The organism is Streptomyces sp. NPDC102490 (assembly GCF_044765285.1).
Classification (GTDB): Bacteria; Actinomycetota; Actinomycetes; order Streptomycetales; family Streptomycetaceae; genus Streptomyces.
The window spans coordinates 309,619-333,229 of sequence record NZ_JBIWJU010000011.1 but is presented as its reverse complement, the minus strand read 5'-3'; the positions used below and the strand labels follow the sequence as shown (position 1 = coordinate 333,229).

17 protein-coding genes are annotated in these 23,611 nt (G+C 74.4%); 7 read left to right on the top strand and 10 right to left on the bottom strand.

Going from position 1 to position 23,611, the window contains the following annotated elements; translation table 11 throughout:
- Positions 1-18 precede the first annotated feature (18 nt).
- Complete coding sequence (locus tag ACIRGB_RS26500) at positions 19-1,644, top strand: EAL domain-containing protein (RefSeq protein ID WP_403869861.1); 1,626 nt, start codon at positions 19-21, stop codon at positions 1,642-1,644.
- Between the two features lie 90 nt (positions 1,645-1,734).
- Here ACIRGB_RS26500 and ACIRGB_RS26495 read toward each other — a convergent pair whose 3' ends face one another.
- The 4 genes from ACIRGB_RS26495 to ACIRGB_RS26480 are packed head-to-tail and all read right to left on the bottom strand — an operon-like array spanning position 1,735 to position 5,923.
- On the bottom strand, positions 1,735-2,340 hold the full coding sequence (locus ACIRGB_RS26495) for a GTP-binding protein (RefSeq protein ID WP_403869858.1): 606 nt from the start codon (positions 2,338-2,340) through the stop codon (positions 1,735-1,737).
- 49 nt (positions 2,341-2,389) lie between these two features.
- Positions 2,390-2,785 (bottom strand): DUF742 domain-containing protein, encoded by a 396-nt coding sequence (locus ACIRGB_RS26490; protein ID WP_076973432.1) that lies wholly within the window; start codon positions 2,783-2,785, stop codon positions 2,390-2,392.
- Between the two features lie 10 nt (positions 2,786-2,795).
- Positions 2,796-3,230, bottom strand: coding sequence for a roadblock/LC7 domain-containing protein (locus tag ACIRGB_RS26485; protein ID WP_403869856.1), 435 nt, complete (start codon positions 3,228-3,230; stop codon positions 2,796-2,798).
- Entirely contained in the window at positions 3,227-5,923 is a 2,697-nt protein-coding gene (locus ACIRGB_RS26480) for a nitrate- and nitrite sensing domain-containing protein (RefSeq protein WP_403869853.1), read from the bottom strand. The genes ACIRGB_RS26485 and ACIRGB_RS26480 overlap by 4 nt, the downstream gene beginning before the upstream one ends.
- A 420-nt stretch (positions 5,924-6,343) precedes the next feature.
- Here ACIRGB_RS26480 and ACIRGB_RS26475 point away from each other — a divergent pair, with 420 nt between their 5' ends.
- The gene (locus ACIRGB_RS26475) at positions 6,344-6,874 is read left to right on the top strand and encodes a hypothetical protein (RefSeq protein WP_403869850.1); all 531 of its coding nucleotides are present in this window, start codon (positions 6,344-6,346) and stop codon (positions 6,872-6,874) included.
- A gap of 39 nt (positions 6,875-6,913) precedes the next feature.
- On the opposite strand, the gene ACIRGB_RS26470 is transcribed toward ACIRGB_RS26475, so the two are convergent.
- Positions 6,914-8,104: an NAD(P)/FAD-dependent oxidoreductase gene (locus ACIRGB_RS26470; protein WP_403869847.1), complete on the bottom strand. Its 1,191-nt coding sequence runs from the start codon at positions 8,102-8,104 to the stop codon at positions 6,914-6,916.
- A complete protein-coding gene (locus ACIRGB_RS26465) occupies positions 8,101-8,424 on the bottom strand; it encodes a bifunctional 3-phenylpropionate/cinnamic acid dioxygenase ferredoxin subunit (protein ID WP_403869844.1) in 324 nt (107 codons plus the stop codon). Before ACIRGB_RS26465 ends, ACIRGB_RS26470 begins: the two co-directional genes overlap by 4 nt.
- A gap of 207 nt (positions 8,425-8,631) precedes the next feature.
- Here ACIRGB_RS26465 and ACIRGB_RS26460 point away from each other — a divergent pair, with 207 nt between their 5' ends.
- The 5 genes from ACIRGB_RS26460 to ACIRGB_RS26440 all read left to right on the top strand — a co-directional run bounded on the left by ACIRGB_RS26460 (position 8,632) and on the right by ACIRGB_RS26440 (position 15,473).
- Complete coding sequence (locus tag ACIRGB_RS26460) at positions 8,632-9,468, top strand: IclR family transcriptional regulator (protein WP_403869841.1); 837 nt, start codon at positions 8,632-8,634, stop codon at positions 9,466-9,468.
- 172 nt (positions 9,469-9,640) lie between these two features.
- Positions 9,641-10,726, top strand: coding sequence for an S-(hydroxymethyl)mycothiol dehydrogenase (locus ACIRGB_RS26455; RefSeq protein ID WP_403869838.1), 1,086 nt, complete (start codon positions 9,641-9,643; stop codon positions 10,724-10,726).
- Entirely contained in the window at positions 10,723-13,176 is a 2,454-nt protein-coding gene (locus tag ACIRGB_RS26450; RefSeq protein WP_403869835.1) for an FAD-dependent oxidoreductase, read from the top strand. Before ACIRGB_RS26455 ends, ACIRGB_RS26450 begins: the two co-directional genes overlap by 4 nt.
- A 21-nt stretch (positions 13,177-13,197) precedes the next feature.
- Positions 13,198-14,346 (top strand): N-methyl-L-tryptophan oxidase, encoded by a 1,149-nt coding sequence (solA, locus tag ACIRGB_RS26445; protein ID WP_403869833.1) that lies wholly within the window; start codon positions 13,198-13,200, stop codon positions 14,344-14,346.
- The gene (locus tag ACIRGB_RS26440; protein ID WP_403869830.1) at positions 14,343-15,473 is read left to right on the top strand and encodes an aromatic ring-hydroxylating dioxygenase subunit alpha; all 1,131 of its coding nucleotides are present in this window, start codon (positions 14,343-14,345) and stop codon (positions 15,471-15,473) included. Before solA ends, ACIRGB_RS26440 begins: the two co-directional genes overlap by 4 nt.
- Here the strand turns inward: ACIRGB_RS26440 and ACIRGB_RS26435 are convergent.
- The 4 genes from ACIRGB_RS26435 to ACIRGB_RS26420 form a co-directional block, all read right to left on the bottom strand.
- A complete protein-coding gene (locus ACIRGB_RS26435) occupies positions 15,470-20,140 on the bottom strand; it encodes a hypothetical protein (RefSeq protein WP_403869828.1) in 4,671 nt (1,556 codons plus the stop codon). The genes ACIRGB_RS26440 and ACIRGB_RS26435 overlap by 4 nt on opposite strands.
- Before the next feature lie 83 nt (positions 20,141-20,223).
- Complete coding sequence (locus ACIRGB_RS26430) at positions 20,224-21,105, bottom strand: hypothetical protein (protein WP_403869825.1); 882 nt, start codon at positions 21,103-21,105, stop codon at positions 20,224-20,226.
- A gap of 91 nt (positions 21,106-21,196) precedes the next feature.
- The gene (locus tag ACIRGB_RS26425; RefSeq protein WP_403869823.1) at positions 21,197-22,723 is read right to left on the bottom strand and encodes a hypothetical protein; all 1,527 of its coding nucleotides are present in this window, start codon (positions 22,721-22,723) and stop codon (positions 21,197-21,199) included.
- 132 nt (positions 22,724-22,855) lie between these two features.
- The gene (locus ACIRGB_RS26420) at positions 22,856-23,551 is read right to left on the bottom strand and encodes a GntR family transcriptional regulator (RefSeq protein ID WP_403869820.1); all 696 of its coding nucleotides are present in this window, start codon (positions 23,549-23,551) and stop codon (positions 22,856-22,858) included.
- Positions 23,552-23,611: the final 60 nt, after the last annotated feature.

Genomic DNA, 23,611 nt, shown 5'->3' with positions numbered 1-23,611 from the left:
CCGCGCCATCCTGCTCCCGTGCGCTCCTGGACGGACACTCTCCGCTTCGCCTTCCAACCGGTGGTCAACCTGATGACCGGCGGGGTCGCGGCGCTGGAGATACTGGCCCGGCCGGAGGCCGCGGACGTGCTCGCCGAGGCGCGCCGCGATCCCGAACTCGACGGCCTGCTCGCGGTGTCGGCGCTGCGTGCGGCGGTGCGCCGGGAGACGCTGCTGCCGCTGCACGTCAACGTGTTCGCGGGCACGCTCGCCGACCTCGGCGGGCTCCAGCCCCTGCACGACGCCGTGCGGGAGGCGGGCCGGCTCCCCTGGGAGGTGACGCTGGACGTGTGTCCGCCCTACGCGCACGTGCCGCGGCGGGCCCTGCTCGACGCGGTGGCCGTGGTGCGGCGGCAGGGGTTCCGGATCGCGGCGGACGGGGTCGGGGACGGGGACGCGCCGTTGCGGCTGCTGGCGGATCTGGCGCCGGAGCTGGTGAAGCTCGACGCCTCGCTGCTGGCGCGGCCGGCGGCCGTGCGGGCGATGCGGGTGCTGTGCGAGGAGTCGGGGGCGCTGCTGGCCGTCGAGGGCGTGGAGACGGAGGCGCAGTGCGCCGTCGCGCGGGCGGCGGGGGCGCAGTGGGCGCAGGGCGAGCTGTTCGCGCCGCCCGCGCGGCTGCCCACGGTGGACGTCTATGTGCCGCCCGGCTCCCCCGGCCCGGTGCCGGCGCCCCGGTCGGGGCCGCCGGTACGGCAGTTCGTCCGGCCGGCCGCGCTGTTGCCGGCGACGGCCTCGGCGGGGCGGGTGCGGGCGCTGCTGACCGGATCGCCGGACGTGTCCGGGGTGCTGCTCGTGGACCGGGACGGGGCCCCGGTGCGCTCGGTGCACCGCTCCCGCTTCCTGCTGTCGATGTCGGGGCGCTACGGGCACGCCCTGTACGCCGACCGGCCGGCCGCCAAGCTCGGCGACCCGCCGCGGACGGTGGGTGTCGACGCGACGGCCTGGGAGGTGCTGGACGTGGTGGCCGTCGGCGGTCCGGACCGTACGTCGGACGACGTGGCCGTAGTGGACGCGCGCGGGCGGTGCGTGGGTGTCGTACGGCTCGCGGACCTGGTGCGGGCGCTGGCGGAGAGCCGGGTGGAGGAGGCGGCCGGGCTCAATCCGCTGACGCGGCTGCCCGGTTCGGACGCGGTCACGGCCGAGGTGGACCGGCGCGTCGCGGCGGGGCGGGCGTTCGCGCTGAGCTGGCTCGACGTGGACCGCTTCAAGCAGGTCAACGACGGGGCCGGGTTCGCCGCGGGCGACGAGCTGATCCGGGCGGTCGGGCGGGCGCTGCTTCAGGCGGCGGCCGGGGAGACCCGGGTGGGGCACATCGGCGGTGACGACTTCCTGGTGCTCACCGATCCGGACGGGCTGGAGCCGCTGGCCGCCGCGGTGCTGGACGTGCCGTGGTCGGCCGGCGGACGGCCGGTGACGCTGTCCCTGGCGACGGTCCTGTGCGCGCCCGGCAGCGTGCCGGACCACCGGCGGGCGGCGGCCCGCCTGGCGCCGTTGAAGAAGGCGGCGAAGGCGTTGCGCGGGACGAGCTGGGTGCTGGGCCGGGCGGACGCACCGGGCCACGAGGTCCGGCGGGGCACGGACCGGACGACGGCGCCCGCGGGCTGAGCGGGCGGCACGACCGCCCGCGCCGGGACGGAGCCGGGCCGCGGGAACCCGTGCGGCCGGCCGGCTGGACGCTCTCCGGGCGGCGGCCGCTCACGTCGTGACGGCCCGGCGGCGGTCCGCCGCCTGGGCCATCGCGTGCTGCACGACGCCGATGAGGACCTCCTTGACGGACTCCCGCTCCCGGGCGTCGCACATCACCAGGGGCACGTCCTCGTCGAGGTCGAGGGCCTGGCGGACGGTGCCGGCCGGGTAGCGCGCCGATCCCTCGAAGCAGTTGACACCGACCACGAACGGGATGGAGCGCCGCTCGAAGTAGTCGACAGCGGCGAAGCAGTCCTCCAGGCGCCGGGTGTCGGCCAGCACGACGGCGCCCAGCGCGCCCTCGGACAGCTCGTCCCACATGAACCAGAACCGCTCCTGGCCGGGCGTGCCGAAAAGGTACAGCACCAGGTCCTCGCGCAGGGTGATCCGCCCGAAGTCCATGGCGACCGTGGTGGTGTGCTTGCCCTCCACCCCGCTGACGTCGTCGACGGGCCGCCCGGCCTCGGTGAGCAGTTCCTCGGTGCGCAGCGGCCTGATCTCGCTGACCGCGCCGACGAGGGTGGTCTTGCCCACGCCGAACCCGCCGGCCACCAGGATCTTGAGGGTGACGGGCTCGACCGGCGGCTTGCCGCGCTGGGAACGCCCGAAGATCATCGGTTTCTTCTCCTTAACGTGCCGCCGCCCGGCCTGAACGGGGGCCGGCTCACAGTGCCCTCAACCCGTTGATCACGTCGCGCAGGATGTTCTCGTCCGGCAGTTCGGCCGGGGGCACGGGCCGGTTGACGTGGACGAGTTCGATGTCCACGAGGTCGCCGACCAGGACCCGCACGACCCCGACGGGGAGGTCGAGTTCGGCGGCGAGTTCGGCGACCGACTGCGGGGTGTCGCGGCACAGGCCGACGATGTCCACGTGCTCCGGGGAGAGCGTGACGTCCGCCTCGGGGTCGTCCGCGTGGGGTTCCGTGACGACCACCGCGATCAGGTCGAGGCGGTGCTGGGCCGCGCTGGTGGTGCGGCCGCGCGTCATGGCGTACGGACGGACGACGGGGCCGGCCTCGTCGTCGAACCAGTGGTTTCTTCCCTGACCGTCTGCGCTCATGTCATCCCACTTACCCGCCCGAGGGCAGATCGGTGCGCGGCGCGGTGCCCAGGTGCACGCCGACCCGCTTGACGAGCAGGGTCATCTCGTAGGCGACCTGTCCGACGTCCGAGTCGGCGTCGGACAGGACGGCCAGGCAGCTCCCGTCGCCGGCGGCGGTGACGAACAGGAAGGCGTCGTCGAGTTCGACCACCGTCTGCCGGACGCTGCCCGCCTCGAAGTGGCGGCCCACGCCCTTGGCGAGGCTGTGGAACCCGGACGCCACGGCGGCCAGGTGCTCGCTGTCCTCCCTGGTCAGGTCCTTGGACACGCCCGTTGCCAGGCCGTCCCCGGACAGGACGACGGCCTTGCGGATGCTCGCGACACGGTCCACCAGGTCGTCGAGGAGCCAGTTCAGCTCCCCGGACTTGTTCGCGGTGTGGCCGGTCGCCTTCGGTGCGGTCATCGACCGTCCCCCTTAGTCGTTCCTCGTGGTGCTGATGGTGCTGTGCCGCCGGGTGGGTCGTCACCCGCGGCGTTCTCCCTGCGGCCGCGCTGCCAGCCGCGCTGGAGCGAGGCCATACGGCTGCGCACCTCGTCGGCGTCGCGGTCGGCGGGGTCGGAGCGGTCCTCGGCGGCCGGTTCGGGGCTCTGCCTGAGCTGCGGGGCCAGGCTGGCCTGCCGTACGCGTCGGGGCAGCGCGCCGGTCCCGGCGTCCGCGGACGGGGCGTCCTCGCGCGCGGAGGGTGTGTCGCCACCGTGTTCGGCGATGCGGTCGGCGGTGTCCTTCCCGCGACGGCGGGCGGGCAGCGCGGGGAGTTCGTCGGCGGTGTCCCGGTCGGTCCGTTCGGGGACCGGGCGCCCGTGCGAGCTGACCAGCTTGGGGGTGCGGCGGCGGGGCAGCGCGACCGGCGTGTTCGCCTCGGTTCCGTCCTCGGCCCCCGGCTCGTCACCGTGCCGGTACTCGGGGCGTCGCGGTCCGGTGCGGCGGGCGGACGGGTCGTCGTCGGCCGCGGCCAGGGAGCGGCGGGGGCGGAACAGGCCGCCGCGTTCGCCGTCCTGGTCGTCGAGCGCGCCCGGGAGGTCGTCGAGGGCGTCCAGGTCGACGGGCGCCTCCAGCTCGACCGGGCCGTCCAGCAGCGCGGCCGGACGCTCCGGGAGTCGCGCGGGCACGTGGGAGAGGGCGGAACGGCGGCTCGCCTCCCGCTCCTTGTCCTTGACGTGCTGGGGGCGGTCGAGGCGGAAGCCGACGCCGTTGGTGTCCGGGGCGTCGTCGCTGAGCAGGGCGTCGGGGACGAAGACGACCGCGGTGGTGCCACCGTACGGCGACGGCTGGAGGGAGACCCGGACGTTCTGCCGCTGGGCGAGCCGGCTGACCACGAACAGGCCGAGCCGGTCGGTGTCGGACAGCTCGAACTCGGGTGTCTCGGCCAGCCGGAGGTTGGCGTCGAGCAGGGCGTCGGCGGCCATGCCGAGGCCGCGGTCGTGGATCTCCAGGGTGAAGCCGTTGGCGACCCGCTCGCCCAGCACCTGCACCGCGGTGTGCGGCGGCGAGAACACCGTGGCGTTCTCCAGGAGTTCGGCCACCAGGTGGGTGAGGTCGGCGACCGCGGGTCCGGTGACGGCGACCCGCGGCAGCCTGCGGACCTCGATGCGCTCGTAGTCCTCGACCTCGGCGACGGCGGCCCGCACCACGTCCATGAGCTGGACGGGCTTGCGCCACTGCCGGGAGGGCGCGGCGCCGGAGAGGATGACCAGGCCCTCGGCGTGCCGGCGCATCCGGGTGGTCAGGTGGTCCAGGCGGAACAGGTCGGCGAGTTCCTCGGTGTCCTCGGTCCTGCGTTCCATGGTGTCGAGCAGGGTGAGCTGCTTGTGCAGGAGCACCTGGCTGCGGCGCGCGAGGTTGACGAAGACCTCGGAGACGCCCGCGCGGAGTTCGGCCTGTTTGACGGCGGCTTCCACGGCGGCCCGCTGGAGGGTGTTGAGGGCCTGGCCGACCTCGCCGATCTCGTTGCGGTCGTATTCGAGGCGCGGCACCTCGGTCTCGACGTCGACCTCCTCGCCCGCCGACAGGCGGCGCATCACGCTGGGCAGCCGGACGCCGGACGCCTCGTGGGCCTCCAGGCGCAGCTGCTTGAGGTCGCGGATGAGGGAGCGGCCGATGCGGACGGACAGGAAGAGGGAGTACAGCAGGGCGATCAGGCCGAGCGCTCCGGCGACGACGGCCTTGGCGATGGTGCTGGTGGCGACCGGGTCGACGCGGTCCTGGTAGCGGTCGGCGGCGTCGTCGTCGAGGTCGCCGAGTTCCTTGAGGACGTTCCCGGCCGCGGTGTCCCAGCTCTGGGCGGTGACGCCGCTCGGCGTGCCGGTGCCGGAGGAGACGGCGGCCTGCTCGGCGGCCCGGAGGGGGGCGGAGGAGGCGTTCTTCCAGAAGCGCTGGTAGCGGCCGCGTTCGGTGGCGGGCAGCAGCGGGAGGTTGATGTCGTACATCACGGTGCGCTGCGCGACGAGATCGGAGACGTCCCGGATCTCGGTGCGGGTGAGCCGCCCGGCGACCAGGGCGGAACCGAGGAGGGCGTCCTCGCGGGAGAGCAGTTCGCGGGCGCGGGAGACGTTGACGAGCGCGCGGTACTGCTTGTCCAGGCCCACGTCGTCGACGACGTTGAGGTTGGCGAGCAGGTCGTGGCAGGGGTCGACCAGGCGGTTGTAGAGGCCGAGGGCCTGGGCCCGGTCGACGGTGCCGTCCTCGACGCTGCGGCGCAGGGCGCCGAGGCCGTCGAAGGCATCCAGTACGGCAGTGAGCCGTTCTTCCCCGGCCTGGCCGAGGTCGTCCTGCACGTCGGCGTCGGCGGCGTTGCGGCGGATCTCCGCGACGGCCTCGTCGGTGGCGGTGCGGCTGCTCCGCAGGGCGGCGAGCCCGTCGGAGGCGCGGGGGTCGGCGAGGTGGACGAGGGTCTGGCGGCGTTCCTGCTGGAGGACGCGGACGGTGTCCTCGATCGGGTAGCCGATCTCCTCGACGACGGTGGAGACGCTGAACAGCCGGGCCGCCTCACGGCCCGTCAGTACCGTGGCGAAGGCCCAGATCGCGGTCAGGGACACCAGCGGCACGAGGAGCAGCGCCACGATCTTCCGGCGGATCGACTTCCCGCGAAAGCGCATGGCCTCCCCCAGCTCGACCCCCACCGACGGGGGGTACACATGTGCGTCAACAAACGGCGCGAGCCTACTACTGACGCACAGGTAACTCGAAGACCCGTCCGGCGGCCGAACCTCCGTGCCCGGGGCCGGTGATGGTCAGTTGTCCGGTCATTGCGGGAGATTGCCTCCCTGGATCGGCCGGCGGACGCGGGGCCGCCGGGACGGCCGGACGGGCGGATTGGCCGAAATTATTCGACTGCGCGGGATTTTCGGGAATCTTGGGGCCCGCTCATTCGTCTTTCACTACGGGAATCGGAGGCGGAATCGGCCACAGGAGCCGCATCCCGCCCCCGGGCGGCGTAAAGCAGCGCAAGCCGGGCAGCCAGAGGGGAGTCGTGTCTTCGGACACGGACGAGCTGTCTGCTGGCGGTGGGGAGTGACATGGTGATGGGCACGGCGGAGCGGAGCGGTGCGCCCGCGGACGAGGGGACGACCGAGGTGACCGCACCGGTCCCCGGGGCGCCGGATCGCGACATCCCGGTGGCCGGGCCGGCGACCCGGGCGAGCGAGCGGCAGTCGGTGTACCGGCCGTTGTGGAGCGAGGAGCCCGCGCGGCGCCGCCGGTTGCCGGATCCGGTGCGGACGGCGGCGGTGCGCGCGGTGCTGGTCGTCGCGGTGACGCTGATACTGGCGATGGTGGCCTTCCTGAGCACGCTGGCGGAGTCCTGGCTGGCGTTCCCGATGGTGCTCGCCAGTGTGGCGGGCACGGTGGTGGCCACCTGGGGCGTGCTGGACGTGTGGGTGACGCGGCAGGTGTGGAACCAGCGGCACGGTGTCGTGTCGGAGCCCAGCAGCACCGCGCGGGCCATGCGCCGCGAGCGTCGCCGGGCGAGGCGTCAGGGCCGGGCCGCCGAGCGGGGCCAGGAGCGGATAGGCCGGCGGGGCGGCGCGGGACAGCTGTCGCATTCCTGAGCGGCCGGGCGGCCACCTCAGCGCGGCGGCCGTCGCGGACTACACCGGCACCCGGTCGGCCTCGTGGGCGAGTTCGCGCCGGGCCCGCTGGAAGGAGCGGGGGCGGTCCACGGCGAGCACGGCGGTGGTCCGGCCGTTGCGTTCGTAGCGGGCGAGGAGACCGTCCTCGCCCGGGGCGCCGTCGCTCACCCCGCCCTCGACGACGCGGACACGGTCGTCCGCCCGTCGCCGGCCGGCGAACTGGAGGCGGGCGCCGTACTGGTCGGACCAGAAGTACGGCACCGACCGCGCGCTCTGCACCGTGCGTCCGGCGAGCAGGTTGGCCACGGCGGCCCGGGGCTGTCGGGTGGCGGAGGTCCAGTGCTCCGCGCGGGTGCCGCCGACGCGGGCCACGTCACCGACGGCGACCACCTGCGGCAGGGACGTGACACAGCCGTCGTCGCACAGGACACCGTCGTTCAGGACCAGTGCCGAGCCCGCCAGCCAGGCGGTGTTGGGCGTGGCGCCGATGCCGACGATCACCACCTCGGCCGGCAGCACGCGGCCGTCGGTGAGGGCCACCCCGGTGACGGTCGCGCCGCCCCGCAGCGCACTCACGGAGGCGCCGGTGACCAGGCCGACGCCGCCGCGTAGGTGCAGCGCGGCACACACCGCGGCCAGCTCCGGCCCGAGCTGGGGCACGAGCGGGAGCGGAGCCGCCTCGACGACGGTGACCTCGTGCCCGAGGGCGGCGCACGAGGAGGCGGTCTCCGCGCCGATGAACCCGCCGCCGACGACGACCACCCGGCGGGGTCCGCGGGCGAGTTCGGCGCGCAGGGCGCGGGCGTCGTCCAGCGTGCGCAGGGTGTGGACGCCGGACAGGCGGTCGCCGGACGGGTGGTCGCCGGTCAGGCGCCGGGCCGAGGCGCCGGTGGCGACGACGACGCCGTCGGTGGAGACGGTACGGCCGTCGTCGAGCAGGACGGTACGGCCGCGGGCGTCCAGGCCGCGGGCACCGACGCCGAGCAGCCACTCGGCGTCCAGGTCGGCACTCTCCTCGGCGTCGGTGAGCGCCAGCCGGTCCTCGTCGGCCAGGCCGGTGAGGTACTCCTTGGACAGGGGCGGCCGGTCGTAGGGCCGGTGCGGTTCGTCGCCCACGATCACCAGTCGGCCGTCGAACCCCTGGGCCCGCAGTTCCCGGGCGGCGTACAGACCGGCCAGCGAGGCGCCGACGACGGTCACGGTCCTCATGCGGCGCTCCCCTCCTCGGCGGCCAGGTGGACGTGGACGACGCCGTCGTCGACGGTGACCCGGTGGGTGCGCACGGGCCGGCGGGCCGGGAGGCAGGTGGGCCGGCCGGTGCGCAGGTCGAACGAGGCGGCGTGCAGCGGGCATTCGACCAGGCAGCCCTCCAGCCAGCCCTCGGACAGGGAGGCGTCCTGGTGGCTGCAGGTGTCGTCGATGGCGTAGAGATCGCCGTCGTCGGTGTGGAAGACGGCGACCGGCGGATCGGCCGCGACGCGGGCGGACTCGCCCTTGGGGAGGTCTTCGAGACGGCAGACGGGAATCATGGGGCTCCCCTCTCGGTCCGGAACGCGTGTCCCGCCGGGCCGCGGGACGCGTACCCTTCCGGGATCCGGACGCTTCGGTAACATGATGTTTCACATGGCGCACTGGAGAGCGCTATGCGCAACAGAATCCGGCGCGGGTGCCCGTGACGTCAAGGGCTTCCCGCAGACGCGGTCCCCCCGGGGCCGTCAGGTGGTGGGAGTTGAGCCATGACCCGCACACAGAGGCAGCCCGACCGCGGTGAGGACCACGCGGCGAACAAGCAGGGCGGCGGCAGCGGCGGCAGGGGCGCGGCGAGCGCCGTGCAGTCGGTGGACCGCGCCGTGAGCGTGCTGGAGATCCTCGCCCGGCACGGCGAGGCGGGCGTCACCGAGATCGCCGACGAGCTGGAGGTGCACAAGTCCACCGCCTTCCGGCTGCTCGGCGTGCTGGAGAACCGCGGCCTGGTGGCCCAGGAGAAGGAACGCGGCAAGTACTACCTGGGCGCCGGTGTGCTGCGCCTCGCGGGGGCGGCGGCGGTCCGCCTGGACATCTCGCAGGAGGGCGTGCCCGTCTGCCGCGAACTCGCCGGCGAACTGGGCGAGACGGCGAACATCGCGGTCCTGGACGACGACGCGGCGGTCAACGTCATGCAGGCCCGCGGCACCGCCTCCGTGACCGCGCAGAACTGGCTCGGCCGGCGGACTCCGCTGCACGCCACCGCCAGTGGCAAGGTGCTGCTCGCCCATCTGCCGCCCACCCTGCGCGAGGGGCTGCTGGCCCGCCCGCTGCACCGGTTCACCGAGCACACCGTCACCGGCGCGGCGGTGCTGCGCGGCGAACTGGAGACCGTGACCGGGCAGGGCTACGCGATCACCCAGGAGGAGCTGGAGATCGGGCTGGCCGCCGTCGCCGCCCCCGTCCGGTCCCACGACGGCAAGGTGATCGCGTCGATCAGCGTCTCGGGCCCGGTCTACCGGCTGACGCCGGACCGGCTGCCCGACCTGGCCAAGCGCACCCTGGCGGCGGGCATCGAGCTGTCCCGCCGGATGGGCTGGGGCGGCTGACCCGGCGCCGGGGACGGCACGGGCGGACGGCGGTCACGGCACTGGTTTCAGCCGTCCCGTGACCTTTTGCCGAGGGTTAACCCGTACCCCTTGACGACCACTTGATGGCATTCCCACTATGTTCCTCATCGCGCAACCCATCGTGCAATGCGCAACAGCAGAGGAGCTTGTCGTGCCACACGAGGCCCGTGCCGTAGTCGCTGTGAAGAGGGGCGCACCCGTGGAGGTGCGGACGATCGTCGTCCCGGACCCGGGGCCCGGCGAGGTGCTGGTCGCCGTACAGGCCTGCGGGGTCTGCCACACGGATCTGCACTACCGGGAGGGCGCGATCACGGACGACTTCCCGTTCCTGCTGGGCCACGAGGCGGCCGGCACGATCGAGGCGGTCGGTGCGGGCGTCGGCGGACTCGCGCCGGGCGACTACGTGGTCCTGGCGTGGCGGGCTCCGTGCGGTGACTGCCGGTCCTGCCGGCGGGGCCGCCCCTGGTACTGCTTCGCGTCGCGCAACGCCGCACAGCCGATGACCCTGCCGGACGGCACCCCGCTGACCGCGGCCCTCGGCATCGGCGCCTTCGCCGAGAAGACCCTGGTCGCCGCCGGGCAGGCGGTGAAGGTCGACCCGGCCGCCCGGCCCGAGGCCGCCGGTCTGGTCGGCTGCGGGGTGATGGCCGGTTACGGCGCCGCCGTCAACACGGGCGGCGTGGGCCGCGGCGACTCGGTCGCCGTGATCGGCTGCGGCGGCGTCGGGGACGCGGCGATCGCGGGCGCCGCCCTGAACGGCGCCGTGAAGATCATCGCGGTCGACGTGGACGGCGGGAAACTGGACCGGGCGGAACGGTTCGGCGCCACGCACACCGTCGACTCCCGCGGCACCGACCCGGTCGAAGCGGTCCGCGCGCTGACCGACGGACACGGCGTGGACCTCGCCATCGACGCCGTGGGGCTGCCGGAGACCTTCCGCCAGGCCTTCTACATGCGCGACCACGCGGGCGTCCTGGTCCAGGTCGGGGTGCCCACGCCGGAGACGACCGTCGAACTCCCGCTCCTCGACGTGTTCTCGCGCGGCGGCGCGATCAAGTCGTCCTGGTACGGGGACTGCCTGCCCAGCCGCGACTTCCCCTTCCTGATCGACCAGTACCTGCACGGGCTGCTGGACCTCGGCGCCTTCGTCTCGGAGACGGTGACGCTGGACGGGGTGGAGGAGGCGTTCGCCAGGATGCACCGCGGCGAGGTGCTGCGCTCGGTGGTGGTCCTGTGAGCACCCGTGCCCCCGGCCGGCCGCCCCGCGTGGTCGTCATCGGCGCCGGCATCGTCGGCTGCTCGCTCGCCGACGAGCTGACCGCCCGCGGCTGGACGGACGTCACCGTCCTCGACCAGGGCCCGTTGCCCGCGCCGGGCGGCTCCACCTCGCACGCGCCCGGCCTCGTCTTCCGGACCAGCCCGTCCCGCACCCTGACGGCCTTCGCCCAGTACACCGTCGAGAAGTTCACCGCCCTCACCTGGGACGGCGTCCCGTGCTTCCAGCAGGTCGGCGGCCTGGAGCTGGCAACCACCCCGGAGCGCCTCGCCGATCTGCACCGCAGGGCCGGGTACGCCGCGTCCTGGGGCGTGCGCGGCGAGATCGTCGGCGCCGCCCGCTGCCGGGAACTGTGGCCGCTCCTCGACGAGTCGGTGGTCCTCGGCGGCTTCCACACCCCGGGAGACGGCCTGGCCCGCGCCCTGCACGCCTGCCGCGCCCAACTGGACCGCGCCGTCGCGCGGGGCGCCCGTGTCCTGGACCGGCACACGGTCACCGGCGTCGAGCGGGCGGACGGCCGGGTCACGGGGGTCGTCACCGACCGCGGCACCTTCCCCGCCGACCACGTCGTCTCCGCGGCGGGCTTCTGGGGGCCGGTCGTCGGCCGCATGGCCGGGGTCGACGTCCCGCTGCAACCGCTCGCCCACCAGTACGCGCGGACCGGGCCGCTGCCCGGACCCGTCGATGCCGCGGCGGACGCCTCGAAGCCGATCCTCCGCTTCCAGGACCGGGACCTGTACTTCCGTGAACACGGCGACCGGCTCGGCATCGGCTCCTACGCCCACCGCCCGCTGCCCGTGGACCCGTTCGCCGTCCCCGGCTACGACGAGGCCCGCGCCCGGGACATGGACATGCCGTCGTCGTACCCCTTCACCCCAAAGGACTGGGCGCCCAGCTGGGAGGACTGCCGCCGGTTGATGCCCGCCCTGCGCGGGGCCGTCATCGAGTCGGGCTTCAACGGCGTCTTCTCCTTCACCCCGGACGGCATGCCGGTCCTCGGCGAGTCCCGTGCGCTGCGCGGCTTCTGGCTGGCGGAGGCGGTCTGGGTGACCCACTCGGCCGGGGCCGCCAGGGCCGTCGCCGAGTGGATGGTGGACGGCCGTCCCTCGCTCGACGTGCACGAGTGCGACCTCACGCGGTTCGAGGAGGCGCAGCGTTCACCGGCGTACGTCCGTGAGCGCGGTGCGCAGCAGTTCGTGGAGGTGTACGACGTCGTCCACCCGCTCCAGCCGGTGGAGCGGCCACGCCCGCTCCGGGTCAGTCCCTTCCACGCCCGTCAGCAGCGACTCGGCGCGTACTTCCTGGAGGGCGGCGGCTGGGAGCGCCCGCACTGGTACGAGGCGAACGCCGGCCTCACCGCGGATCTCCGCCTGCCCGACCGCGACGCCTGGTCGGCCCGCCACTGGTCCCCGATCGCGGCGGCGGAGGCACGCGCCACCCGTGAGCGGGTCGCCCTGTACGACATGACCCCGCTGCGCCGCCTGGAGGTCACCGGTCCCGGGGCCCTGGACTTCCTCGACCGCATGACCAGCAACAACCTGCGCAAGAAGCCCGGGGCGGTCACCTACACGCTCCTCCTCGACGAGACCGGCGGCATCCGCTCCGACCTCACCGTGGCCCGCCTGTCCCCCGATCACTTCCAGGTCGGCGCCAACTCCCCCGCCGACCTCGACCACCTGCTCCGCCACGCGCCCGACGGCGTCCACGTCAGGGACATCACCTCCGGGACCTGCTGCGTCGGCGTCTGGGGCCCGCTGGCCCGCGACCTGGTCCAGCCGCTGACCCCGGACGACTTCTCGCACGAGGCGTTCGGCTACTTCCGCGCGCGGCGGACCTACGTCGGCCACGTGCCGGTCACCGCCCTGCGCCTGAGCTATGTCGGTGAGCTGGGCTGGGAGCTGTACACCACCGCCGACCTCGGGCTCCGGCTCTGGGACACCCTGTGGGAGGCCGGGCAGGAGCTCGGCGTGATCGCGGCCGGCCGGTCGGCCTTCAACTCCCTGCGGCTGGAGAAGGGCTACCGGGCCTGGGGCACGGACATGACCGACGAGGACAACCCCTACGAGGCGGGTGTCGGCTTCGCCGTCCGCATGGACAAGGCGGACTTCCTCGGCAGGGCCGCGCTGGAGCGGGCGGGCGAGCCGGACCGCCGGCTGACGCCCCTTCTCCTCGACGACCCCGCCGCCGTGGTGCTCGGCAAGGAGCCGGTGTACGTGGACGGCGTCCCCGCCGGGTACGTGACCAGCGCCGCCTACGGCTACACGCTCGGCCGATGTGTCGCATACGCGTGGCTCCCGGCCGCTCTGGCCGCCGGCACCGGCGTGCACGTGGAGTACTTCGGCGAGAAGGTGCCCGCCACGGTCGCCGAGGAGCCGCTGTTCGATCCCGGGATGACCCGTATCCGCCGCTGACCGCCCCGAGGAGGCCCTCTGTTGTCCCCCACCTACGACGTGATCGTCATCGGTCTCGGCGGCATGGGCAGCGCCGCCGCCCACCACCTCTCCGCGCGGGGCGTCCGCGTGCTGGGCCTGGAGAAGTTCGGCCCGGTGCACAACCGGGGCTCCAGCCACGGCGGTTCGCGGATCACCCGGCAGTCGTACTTCGAGGACCCGGCGTACGTCCCCCTGCTGCTGCGCGCCTACGAGCTGTACGAGGACCTGGAGCGGGCCACCGGCCGCGACATCGCGCTGCTCTGCGGCGGGGTGATGGTCGGCCGCCCGGACTCGTGGACCGTCTCCGGCTCGCTGCGCTCGGCACGCGAGTGGGACCTGCCGCACGAGATGCTGGACGCCCGGGAGATCCGCCGCCGTTTCCCGACGCTCGCACCGGCCGACGACGAGGTCGCGCTGTACGAGGCCAGGGCCGGGCTGCTGCGCCCGGAGAACACCGTGGCCGCGCACCTCCAGCTCGCCACCCGGCAGGGCGCCGACCTGCACTTCGACGAACCGATGACCCGCTGGGAGCCGTACCGGGACGGGGTGCGCGTGCACACCGCCGAGAACACGTACACCGCTTCCCAGCTGGTGCTCTGCCCGGGTGCGTGGGCGCCGCGGCTGCTCGCCGACCTCGGGATGCCGTTCACGGTCGAGCGGCAGGTCATGTACTGGTTCCAGCCGCGCGGCGGCATCCTCCCCTTCCGCCCCGCGAGCCATCCGATCTACGTCTGGGAGGACGCGGCCGGCGTCCAGGTCTACGGCTTCCCGGCCATCGACGGCCCCGACGACGGCGTCAAGGTCGCCTTCTTCCGCAAGGGGCGGGCCACGACCCCCGAGACCATCGACCGCACCGTGCACGACCACGAGGTCCGGGCCATGGCGGACCACATGTCGGCCCGCATCCCCGACCTGCCCGGCGCCTTCCGCAGGGCCGCGACCTGCATGTACACCACCACACCCGACGAGCACTTCGTCATCGCGCGCCACCCGGCGCACCCCGACTCGGTGACTGTGGCCTGCGGTTTCTCCGGGCACGGGTTCAAGTTCGTGCCCGTCGTCGGCGAGATCCTCGCCGACCTGGCCCTGACCGGCACCACCGCGCACCCCATCGGCCTCTTCGACCCCGCCCGAGGAGTACGCACGTGACGACGACTCCCCCGTCCCCCAGCCTCGTCCCGACGCTGCCGGGCCGCTACTACACCGATCCGGAGGTCTTCCGGCAGGAGCAGCGGGACGTCTTCGAGGCGATGTGGTTCTGCGCCGTGCGCGGTGCCGATCTGGGGCGGCCCGGCGCCTTCCGCACCGTGCAGGTCGGCCGCGAGAGCGTGCTCGTCACGCGTACCCGCTCCGGCGGGCTGCGCGCCTTCCTGAACATCTGCCGGCACCGCGGCGCCCGGCTGTGCCTCGAGGAGTCCGGCGAGGTGCGCCGCACCCTGCAATGTCCGTACCACGCCTGGACGTACGACCTCGACGGCAGGCTCGTCGCCGCGCCCAACCTGACGAAGATGCCCGATGTGGACCGGTCGGCGTACGGCCTGGTCGAGGTCGCGCTGCGCGAGTGGCTCGGCTACGCCTGGGTGTGCCTGGCCGAGGAGCCGCCCTCCTTCGAGGAGACGGTGCGCGGCGCGGCCGTCGAACGGCTCGGCGATCCGGCCGCCATCGAGCGGTACGGCACCGAGCGGCTCGCACTCGGCCGACGCGTCCGGTACGACGTGCGGGCCAACTGGAAGCTGATCGTCGAGAACTTCATGGAGTGCTACCACTGCGCGACGATCCACCCCGAACTCACCGACGTGCTGCCCGAGTTCGCCGACGGCTACGCGGCGCAGTACTACGTGGGGCACGGGGCCGAGTTCGGCGACGGGGTGAAGGGCTTCACGGTCGACGGCAGCGAGGGCTTCGGCAGGCTGCCCGAGGTGCCGGACGGCCAGGACCGCCGCTACTACGCCGTCACCGTGCGGCCGACGGTCTTCGTGAACCTCGTGCCGGACCACGTGATCCTGCACCGCATGGTCCCGCTGGCCGAGGACCGCACGGTGGTCGAGTGCGACTGGCTGTACGCACCCGAGGTTGTGGCGTCCGGGGCCGATCTGTCGAAGTCGGTCGAGCTGTTCCACCGGGTCAACGTCCAGGACTTCGCGGCCTGCGAGCGGACCCAGCCGGCCATGGCGTCGCGGGCCTACCGGGCGGGCGGGGTGCTGGTGCCGACCGAGCACCACATCGGGAGCTTCCACGCGTGGCTGCTCGGTCGGCTCGGCGAGCGGCCCGGCTAGGCCGGTGATTGCGCGGGGCGTTTGTACATGCGGGTCGCCGTGATCTCGCTGTGCACCGCCTCGCCCTCCCCCTCGGCGGCCGGCGTCGGCTGCGGCAGGCCCGGCCGCAGGTGCTCCTCCACGCTGATGTACTTCAGGCCCGCCCTGAGGTCGGCGTCGTTGCGCAGCCGGATGACCAGCGGGAACTCGGCCAGCGCGGTCGTGTCGAACAGGCCGGTGGTGTACAGCAGCTGCACGCCGAGCGCGTCCGAGACGGCCCGCTGGAGCTCCAGCAGGTAGGTGGCGTTGGCGCGGCCGATGGGGTTGTCCAGGAACAGGGTGCCGGCGTGGCGGTGCCGGTCGTGGCCCCGGTCGTTGCTGCGCAGCGCGGCCATCGTGCAGTACAGGGCGATGGCGGCGGTGAGCAGCTGGCCGCCGGAGAAGACGTCGCCCATCTGGCCGACGGGGACGCGCTCGGCGCGCAGCACGGCGTCGGGCTTGAGGATCTCGACGGCGACGCCCTTGGGCTGGAGGGCGGCGGCCACACCGCGCAGCAGCAGGGACATGCCGTCGCGGCGCAGGTCGGAGTTCTTCTTCACGGCCGCGCGGGTGGCCTCGTCGACGACCTCGCCGAGCCGCTCGGTGAGGGTGGCCTGGTCGGGCTCCTCGAAGCGGATGCGCAGGAACTCCTGCCCGGACCACTCGCCGAGGCCCTCCGGCAGCCGGGACAGCCGCTGGGCGGAGCGGAGGGTGGCGAGGGCGGACTCGACCAGGCCGCGCAGCCGGTCCACGATCGAGTCGCGGTTGCGCTCCAGCTGGGACAGCTCGTCGGTGAGGACGCGGAGCCGGGGCGCGAAGGCGTCCGCCCACTGGGCGGCGTGCTCGGGCAGCGCGGCGGCGGGCAGATCGCGGATCTGCTGGCGGGCGGGCGTGCGGACCTGCTCGTAGCGGGTGGAGTTGGCGTGCCGGACCAGGACGTCGCTCGCCTCGCGTACGGCGGCCTCGGCGGCGGACAGGTCGGCGGCGCAGCCGCGCAGCGAACGGCGGGCCTCGGCGGCGGACCGGCGGGCCTCCTCCAGGTCCCCGGCGTAGGGCTCGGGTTCCTCCTGCTCCTCCTCGGGCGCGTGGTCGCGCAGCAGGTCGCGCAGCAGGGCGGCGGTCTCGTCGAAGCCGCCGGCCGCGTCCTCGGCGGCGCGGTGCGCGTCGAGCAGTTCGGCATGGGCCTCGCGGGCCTGGGCCAGCGCCTCGGTGCGGGCGGCGAGTTCGGCACTCGCCGTGCGCAGCAGGGTCTGGGCGTGCTCGGTGTCGCGCGGCTGGAGCTCCTCGGGGAGGTCGGTGTGGGTGTCGCCGTCCTCGGGCGCGTGCCGTTCGGCCTCGCCGCGCAGCCGGCCGAGCTGCTCGCTCGCGCTGGACATGCGGGTCTCCAGGAGCTGCACCAGTTCCTCGGCGCGGGCGGCGGCGGCCTGCCGGGAGGGTCCGTCGGAGCCGTCGGGCGATTCCAGGAGCTGTCCGGCGCGGGTGCGGACCTTGTTGCTGAGCCGGTCGAGATCCGCACGGGCGGCGCTCTCGTCGCTCTCCGCGCGGGCCTGTTCGGCGCGCAGGTCGGCGCCGACGCCGACCTTCTCGTACACCTGGGAGGCGGCGCGGTAGGCCTCGCGCAGGTCGGGCAGGGACGCCTTCGCCTGCGGCGCCCCGGCACCGTCCCCGAGTGCCTCCTCCGGTACGTCGTCGGGGGCGCCGGCGATCTCGGAGCGCTCGGCGCGCAGGGCCCGCGCGGTGCGGCGGGCGTCGTCGGCGGCGCGCTGGGCGGCGCGCCGGTCCTCGTCGGCGGCGCGGGCCCGCTCCAGGAGGGCCTGGGCGCGGGCCTCGGACTCGGCGCCCTCGTCGGCCAGTTCCCGGAGTCTGACCTGCCAGCCGGCGCGTTCGCGCAGCCGGAAGGCGAGTCCGGCGAGGGCGTCGGCGGCGCGGCGGGCCTTCTGTGCGGCCTCCTGCCGCTCGTCCCGCAGGTGGACGGCCTCGGCGGCGCTCTCGTCGGCCTCGGCCCGCACGGCGCGGGCCTCGGCCAGTTCGGCCTCGGTCTCCTCGGCGAAGGCGCGGGCCTCCTCGGCGGTCCTGGCGAGTTCCGCGAGGCGTCCGGCCGGGCAGCCGGTGCGCCAGGAGGCGAGCCGGGCCGCCAGCTCGCGGTCCTTGCCGAGGCGGGCGGCGAGGGTGCGGATCTCCTCGTCCCGTGCGCCCGCCCGGGCGCGCAGGGCGTGCCGCTCCTCGTCGGCGGCCTGCTCGTCGTGCATGGCCGGGTTCGGCGGTACGAGGAAGACGTCTCCGGTGCCGGACTCGGAGGCCGGGGTCGGGGCGAGCAGGGCGGCGGCCGTGCCGACGGCGACGGCGGAGCGCGGCAGCAGGGCCGCGTCGCCGAGGACCTCGCGGGCGCGGGTGTGCGAGTCCGGGTCGGTGATGATCACGCCGTCGACCAGCTCGGGGCGGGCGGCCAGCACGCGCGCGTGGTCGGCGGGGTCGACGGCCTGGGCGAGGTAGCGCCAGCCGGGCAGGGCGGGGATGCCGTGCTCGCCGAGGAACTCGACGGTGGCCAGCACGTCGGGTCCCGGGGGCAGCAGGCCGCCGTCGCCGAGCGCGCCGAGGATGCGGGAGTCGTCGGCCGCGGCGGTGCGCAGGTCGAACAGCTGGCGTTCGGCGGAGGAGACGGTGTCGTCGAGCAGTTCGCGCAGTTCGTCGGCGAAGCGGTCGAGTTCCTCGGGGGTCAGCGCGCCGTCCGTCGCGCCGGCCGCGGCGGTCCGGTCGTCGCGGTCGGCGTCCCGGCGGGGCCGGGGGACGCCCGGGCGGGCCCCGGTGGCCAGGCCGAGCAGTTCGGCGAGCCGTTCCTCCGCGGCCAAGGCCTCGGCGGTGCGCCGCTCGCCCTGGTGGGCGCGCTCGGCCGCGGTGGCCGCGTCCGCCGCGCGGGCCGCGGTCAGTTCGGCGCGGTTCTCGGCAGCGGCGGCCTCGCGGGCGTGCTCGGTGGCCCGGCGGGCCGCTTCGCGGGCGGTGTCCCAGGCGGCGACGGTCGTCTTCTCCGCGTCGCTGGCCGCGAGGGCGGCGCGGGCCGGGTCGGCGTCGGGTGCGCTGTCGTCCAGCCAGCCGGCGCGGACGGCCTCGGCGGTCTCCTGCTCGACCTCGGTGAGGCGCTGGCGCAGGTGCCCGGCCTCGCTGCGGGCGCGCTGCGCCTCGGTGGCGGCGGTGGTGGAGTCCCGGTGGGCGGTGTCGCTGACCTCCTGGAGGGCGGCGGACCTCTCCTCCTCCTCGTTGGCGTGGTCCTCGGCCTTCGCGGCCGCCGCGTGCAGGGCGCGGACGAGGTCGACGGCGGCCTTGGTGCGGGCGGCGAGGGCGGGGGCCGCGTCCCGTTCGGCCTCCTGGATGGCGGCCGAGACGCGGGCGACGCGGTCGGCGGCGGCGCGGTGGCGCAGGACGGCCTCGGCGGCCTGCCAGGCGGAGTGCAGGGTGCGGGCCTCGGCCAGTTCGCGCTTCTGCGCGGCGGCGGACTTCTCGGCGCCGGTCAGGGCCAGGGAGGCGTGCCGGTAGGCGAGTTCGGCGGCGATGAGGTTGCTGCGGTCCCGGGCGGACTCGGCGTGCGTGACGGCGTACGCGGCGGCCGTGACCCGCTGGGCGAGATCACCCGCGCGGGCCCGCTCCCGGGTGCCTCGGGCGGTGAGCCGGCGGGCCAGGTTCCTGGTGCGGCGTTCGGCGGCGGTGTGGATGTCGCGCGCGCGGGTGCGGGCCTCGGCGGCCTCGACGATCCGGCCGAGGAGATCGACGGACCCGGCGGTGAAGTCGCGTTCGGCGATCAGCTCGGCGCGCCGGCCCAGCTTGTTGCCGAAGCCGGCCACCAGGTCGGCGAGGCCGTCGGTGTCGCGGGTGTCGGTGACGGCCCGCAGCAGCAGGTCGGTGAAGTCGGAGTCCTTCTTGACGGCGAAGAGGCCGGCGGCCTCGCCCTCGTCGGCGTTCATCTCGCGCTGGTAGCGGAAGAGTTCCGGGTCGAGTCCGAGGTCGCCGAGGTGCTCGATCCAGCGGTCGTGGATCTCCTCCCAGTGCACCTCCAGGTGCGGGTAGGCCTTGCCCGCCTCGGTGAGCGCGTCCCGGAAGCCCTTCATGGTGCGCCGCCTGCCCTGCGCGCCGGAGGCGCCCTCGACGGGCGAGCGGACGGCGGTGGCCTCGGCGACCGGCAGGTTGTCCAGGGTCAGTCCGGGTCCTGGCCGGAAGGAGTACCAGGCCTCGGCGAACTTCCGCGGGTCGCCCGAGACCTGCCGTCCGCGCCACTCGCTGACCTTGCCGACGACGACGCATTCGCCGGTCTGGACGTGCTGCCACTCCAGCGCCACGTGTCCGCAGTCGTCGGCGAGCAGGAACTTGCGCAGCACGCCGGAGCTGGCGCCGCCCAGGGTGTTGCGGTGGCCCGGCAGCATCACCGAGAAGATCAGCTTGAGCAGCACGGACTTGCCGCCGCCGTTCTCCAGGAAGAGCACGCCGGCGGGCGCGGGGCGGCGCGGCGGGCCGACGGGCTCCTCTTCGAAAAACTCCGCCTGCGCGGGCGCGGGATCGGGCACGGGCTCGCCCACACCGCGCAGGTCAAGCACGGTGTCGGCGTAGCGCGCACCGGCGGGTCCGATGGAGTAGAGGCGGACCCGGGACAGCTCGTACATGGCGGACTCTCGTAAGTCTTCGGACGTCGGGGACGGTCGGACGGGGTGGGGCGGGGCGGTCGGGCGTGGTCTCGGGCGCGGGGTCAGGAGGAGTGGAAGGGCAGGCCGGCGTCGGCGACCAACTCCAGGTCGTCCGTCTCCTCGGCGGGCAGCAGCGTCGCGGTGCCGTCGGTGACCGGGACGACGCCCAGGTCGAGCAGTTCGGTCAGGGCGGCGCTGCCCGCCATGTCGCGCACCTGGAGCTGGTAGCGGGCCGTCGTGCGGTAGGTGCCGCCGTGGTCGTCGCCGGTGCGCTGGAGGAAACCGGACTCGGTGAGGAACGCGGCGGCCTTGCCGACGATGCCGGTGGTGGAGCCGGGGAGTCTGCGGGCGTCCTTGGTGGCGCCGGTCGCGCTGCGCCTGACCCAGATCCGCCAGGCGGCCTCCAGGCCCGGCGCGTCGGTGGCCGGGTCGGTGTTCTCGCCCTGCTGCTCCGCGCGCTCCTCGAGTCTGCGGCAGGCCTGGCGGACGAACGCGTCCACGCCGTTGACCGTGACGCGGCCGATGTAGCCGTCGTCGGCGAGGTCCTCGGGGCGCGGGTAGGCCATGGCGGCGATGGCGAGGTGGGCGAGGCCGTGCAGGAAGCGGTCGCCGGAGTCGGTGGCGGCACGGCGCGCGTAGTCGCCCATGCGGACGGCGAACACCGAGTCCTCGGCGGCGGCCACGGCCATCCCCGCGCGCGGGGACACCTCCAGGACGATCAGCCCGAGGCCGGCCGCCACGGCGTCGGCGAGCCGCGCGAAGGGCGGGTCCTCGCGGTAGCGGCGCAGCAGGTCGGCGTACTCCTGGTCGCGGGCGGGCAGCAGCTTGGGCTGGAGACCGAAGGCGACGAGCCGCGCCGCGTCGGCGGCGTCGGCGGGCGTGACGGCCGCGGTGGTCGGTGCGCCACCCGCCTCCGGCTCGCTCCGGTCGGCGTACTCGGTCACGGTCGGCGCTCCTCGCTGTGCGGTCGTTCTGTGCTGCGGTGTCGGGTGGGGCGGTGCGTGGGGTGGTGGGGGGCGGGGTGCGGGCCGGTCGTCATGCCGCCTCCGTCCGGTCCGCCGCCATCCCCGCCGCGTCCAGCAGCGCCGTGCCGACGATGAGGTCGGCGCCGCCGAACTCGGGGTCGTCCAGCTCGGTGCCGTCGTCGACGGCGAACAGCAGCTTCGGCTCGCCCTGGCGGTAGGCGGTGCCGACCGGCGGGCTGGCCGCGTGGACGGCGAGCAGGGCGACGAGGTACGGCAGTTCGGCGTCGCGGGCGCGGGCCTCGGCCAGCAGCCCGGACAGCCGGCGCGGGGCGTCGTGCGGCAGGTCGAGCAGCTCCATGGCGGCGGCGAGCTGCTCCTCGCTGAACCGGCTGTCGTCGGGGGTGGCGATCAGGTCGGGCTCCGGCATCTCGGCGCCCAGGTGCTCGCGCTCCACCGGCGGGGTGAGCAGGATGTCGACGAGGTCGCCGACCCGGACGGAGACGGGGGTGCGCAGCCCGGTGCCGCGGGCGAAGAAGGCGTCGGTGACGCGGAGCGCCCGCTCCACGGGCAACGGCAGCACGGGGGCGACGAGATGGCCGTACAGGTCGAGGCCGGAGGTGGTCAGGGGGGCGGCGAAGGCCTGCCGGTCCTGTTCGGCGCGGAAGAGCGGGCCGGCCTCCAGGAGGCGGGACTGGAGCTGGGTGTGGCGGCGGATGCAGTCCTTGACGATGTCGACCAGCTCGGCGGCGCGGCGCTTGTGCTCGGCGTCCTCGGTCTCGTCGCGGGCCTTGCGGATGTTGGTCAGGATCGCGTTCTCGTGCCGGTAGCGGTCGGCGACGTGGTCCAAGGCCTCGGCGATCATGTCGGGGACGGCACTGAGCCAGTCCACCGCGCGGACGTTGCGCCGGGTGGCGCCCAGGGCGCGGCGCAGGGTCTCCGAGTACTGGACGGTCCGGTACCGGGCCTGTTCGGCGGCGAGCTGGGCGTCGGCGAGACGGCCGCGGCTGATCAGCACCTCGAGTTTGACCTCGGCGGCGATCTGGGCGCTGGTGACGTCGGTGTCCAGGGCGCCGACGAGGACGTTGACCGCCTCGTCCGTGGTGCGCAGGTAGACGGTGCCGCCGGGTCCCGGGACCTCTTCGAGCAGCTTGAAGTCGTAGTCCCGCCGTACGTACGTGCCGTCCGGTCCGAAGGTGCCGTACACCGCGCGGAAGCCGCGGTCGACGCTGCCGACGTTGATCAGGTTCTCCAGGACCCAGCGGGCCACCCGCTCGTGCTCGGCGGCGGGGCGGCGCGGGGCCTGGGCGGCGACGCGCGGGATCAGCCTGGCCACTATCTGGTCGTGGTCGGCGCCCGTGTCGAAGTCCATGTTCAGCGTGACGAGGTCGATGGCGGCGAGGGCGACCTCCGCCATGCCGTACACCGAGTACTCACCGGCGAGGTTGGCCTTGCGCGCGTCGAGGTCGTGCAGCGGCGCCGTGCAGGCGAGCGCGCGCAGCCGCCGCGCCAGCCCCTCGTCGGCGGCCGGGCCCGGGGCGGGGCGCGGCCCCGCGCTGAGCTGGGGCGGAACGCTGTCCGTCGATGCAGGCGAAGTCACGGTGCACAGACTAGGTCCTCGGTCTGACATCGGCCCAAACGGCGCAGATGGGCCCGCGCGGGCCGGTGGCCGGCCGCCGTGCCGCCGTGCCGCCGTGCCGCCGAGGGCCGGGGCCTTCCCGGCGGACCTGCCCTACCCCTCGTCGCCGACCCGCCGCAGGTAGACCTCCACGACGCGCTTGAGCGAGTCCTCCAGGTAGACCGCGAGCAGCCGCGCCGCCGTTTCCCGATCGCCGCCCTCCAGGGTCGCGAGGATCTCCGCGTTGCGGGCGATGTACGGCTCGTGCAGGCGCCGGGGGTCGTCCACCACGTGGAAGGCCAGGCGCAGTTCGGCGAAGACGCTGCGCATCAGTTCGTCGGTGCGTTCGCTGCCGGCGAGGGCCACCAGTTCCCGGTGGAAGTGGATGTTGGCCGTACCCACGCCTTTCCAGTCACCTTCGCGGGCCGACCGCCGCCCGTCCTCGACGGCCTCGGCGAGCCCGTCCAGCGGGTACGGCGGCTCGCCGAGGCCGCGGACGACGGCGCACTCGACGAGGGAGCGGGTGCGGTAGATGTCCTCGACGTCCTCGACGGTGAGGACCCGGACGAAGACGCCCCTGTTCAGCTCGTGGACGAGCAGGCGTTCGTGGGTGAGCAGGCGGAACGACTCGCGCAGGGTGTTGCGGGAGACGCCGAGGGCGCCGCCGATGCTGTCCTCCGACAACCGGGTCCCGGGTGGGAAGTAGCCCTCGGCGATCCGGCTCCTGAGGATGTCCGAGACCCGCTCGGCGGTGCTGGTCCGCCCGAGGAGGGCGCGATCGTCGGCCAGTCCCGTCAACTGCTCTGCCATGCCCGGAATTCAACCGCAGATACCAGAACGAAACAACAGGGGTATTGAGGGATCGTTGAA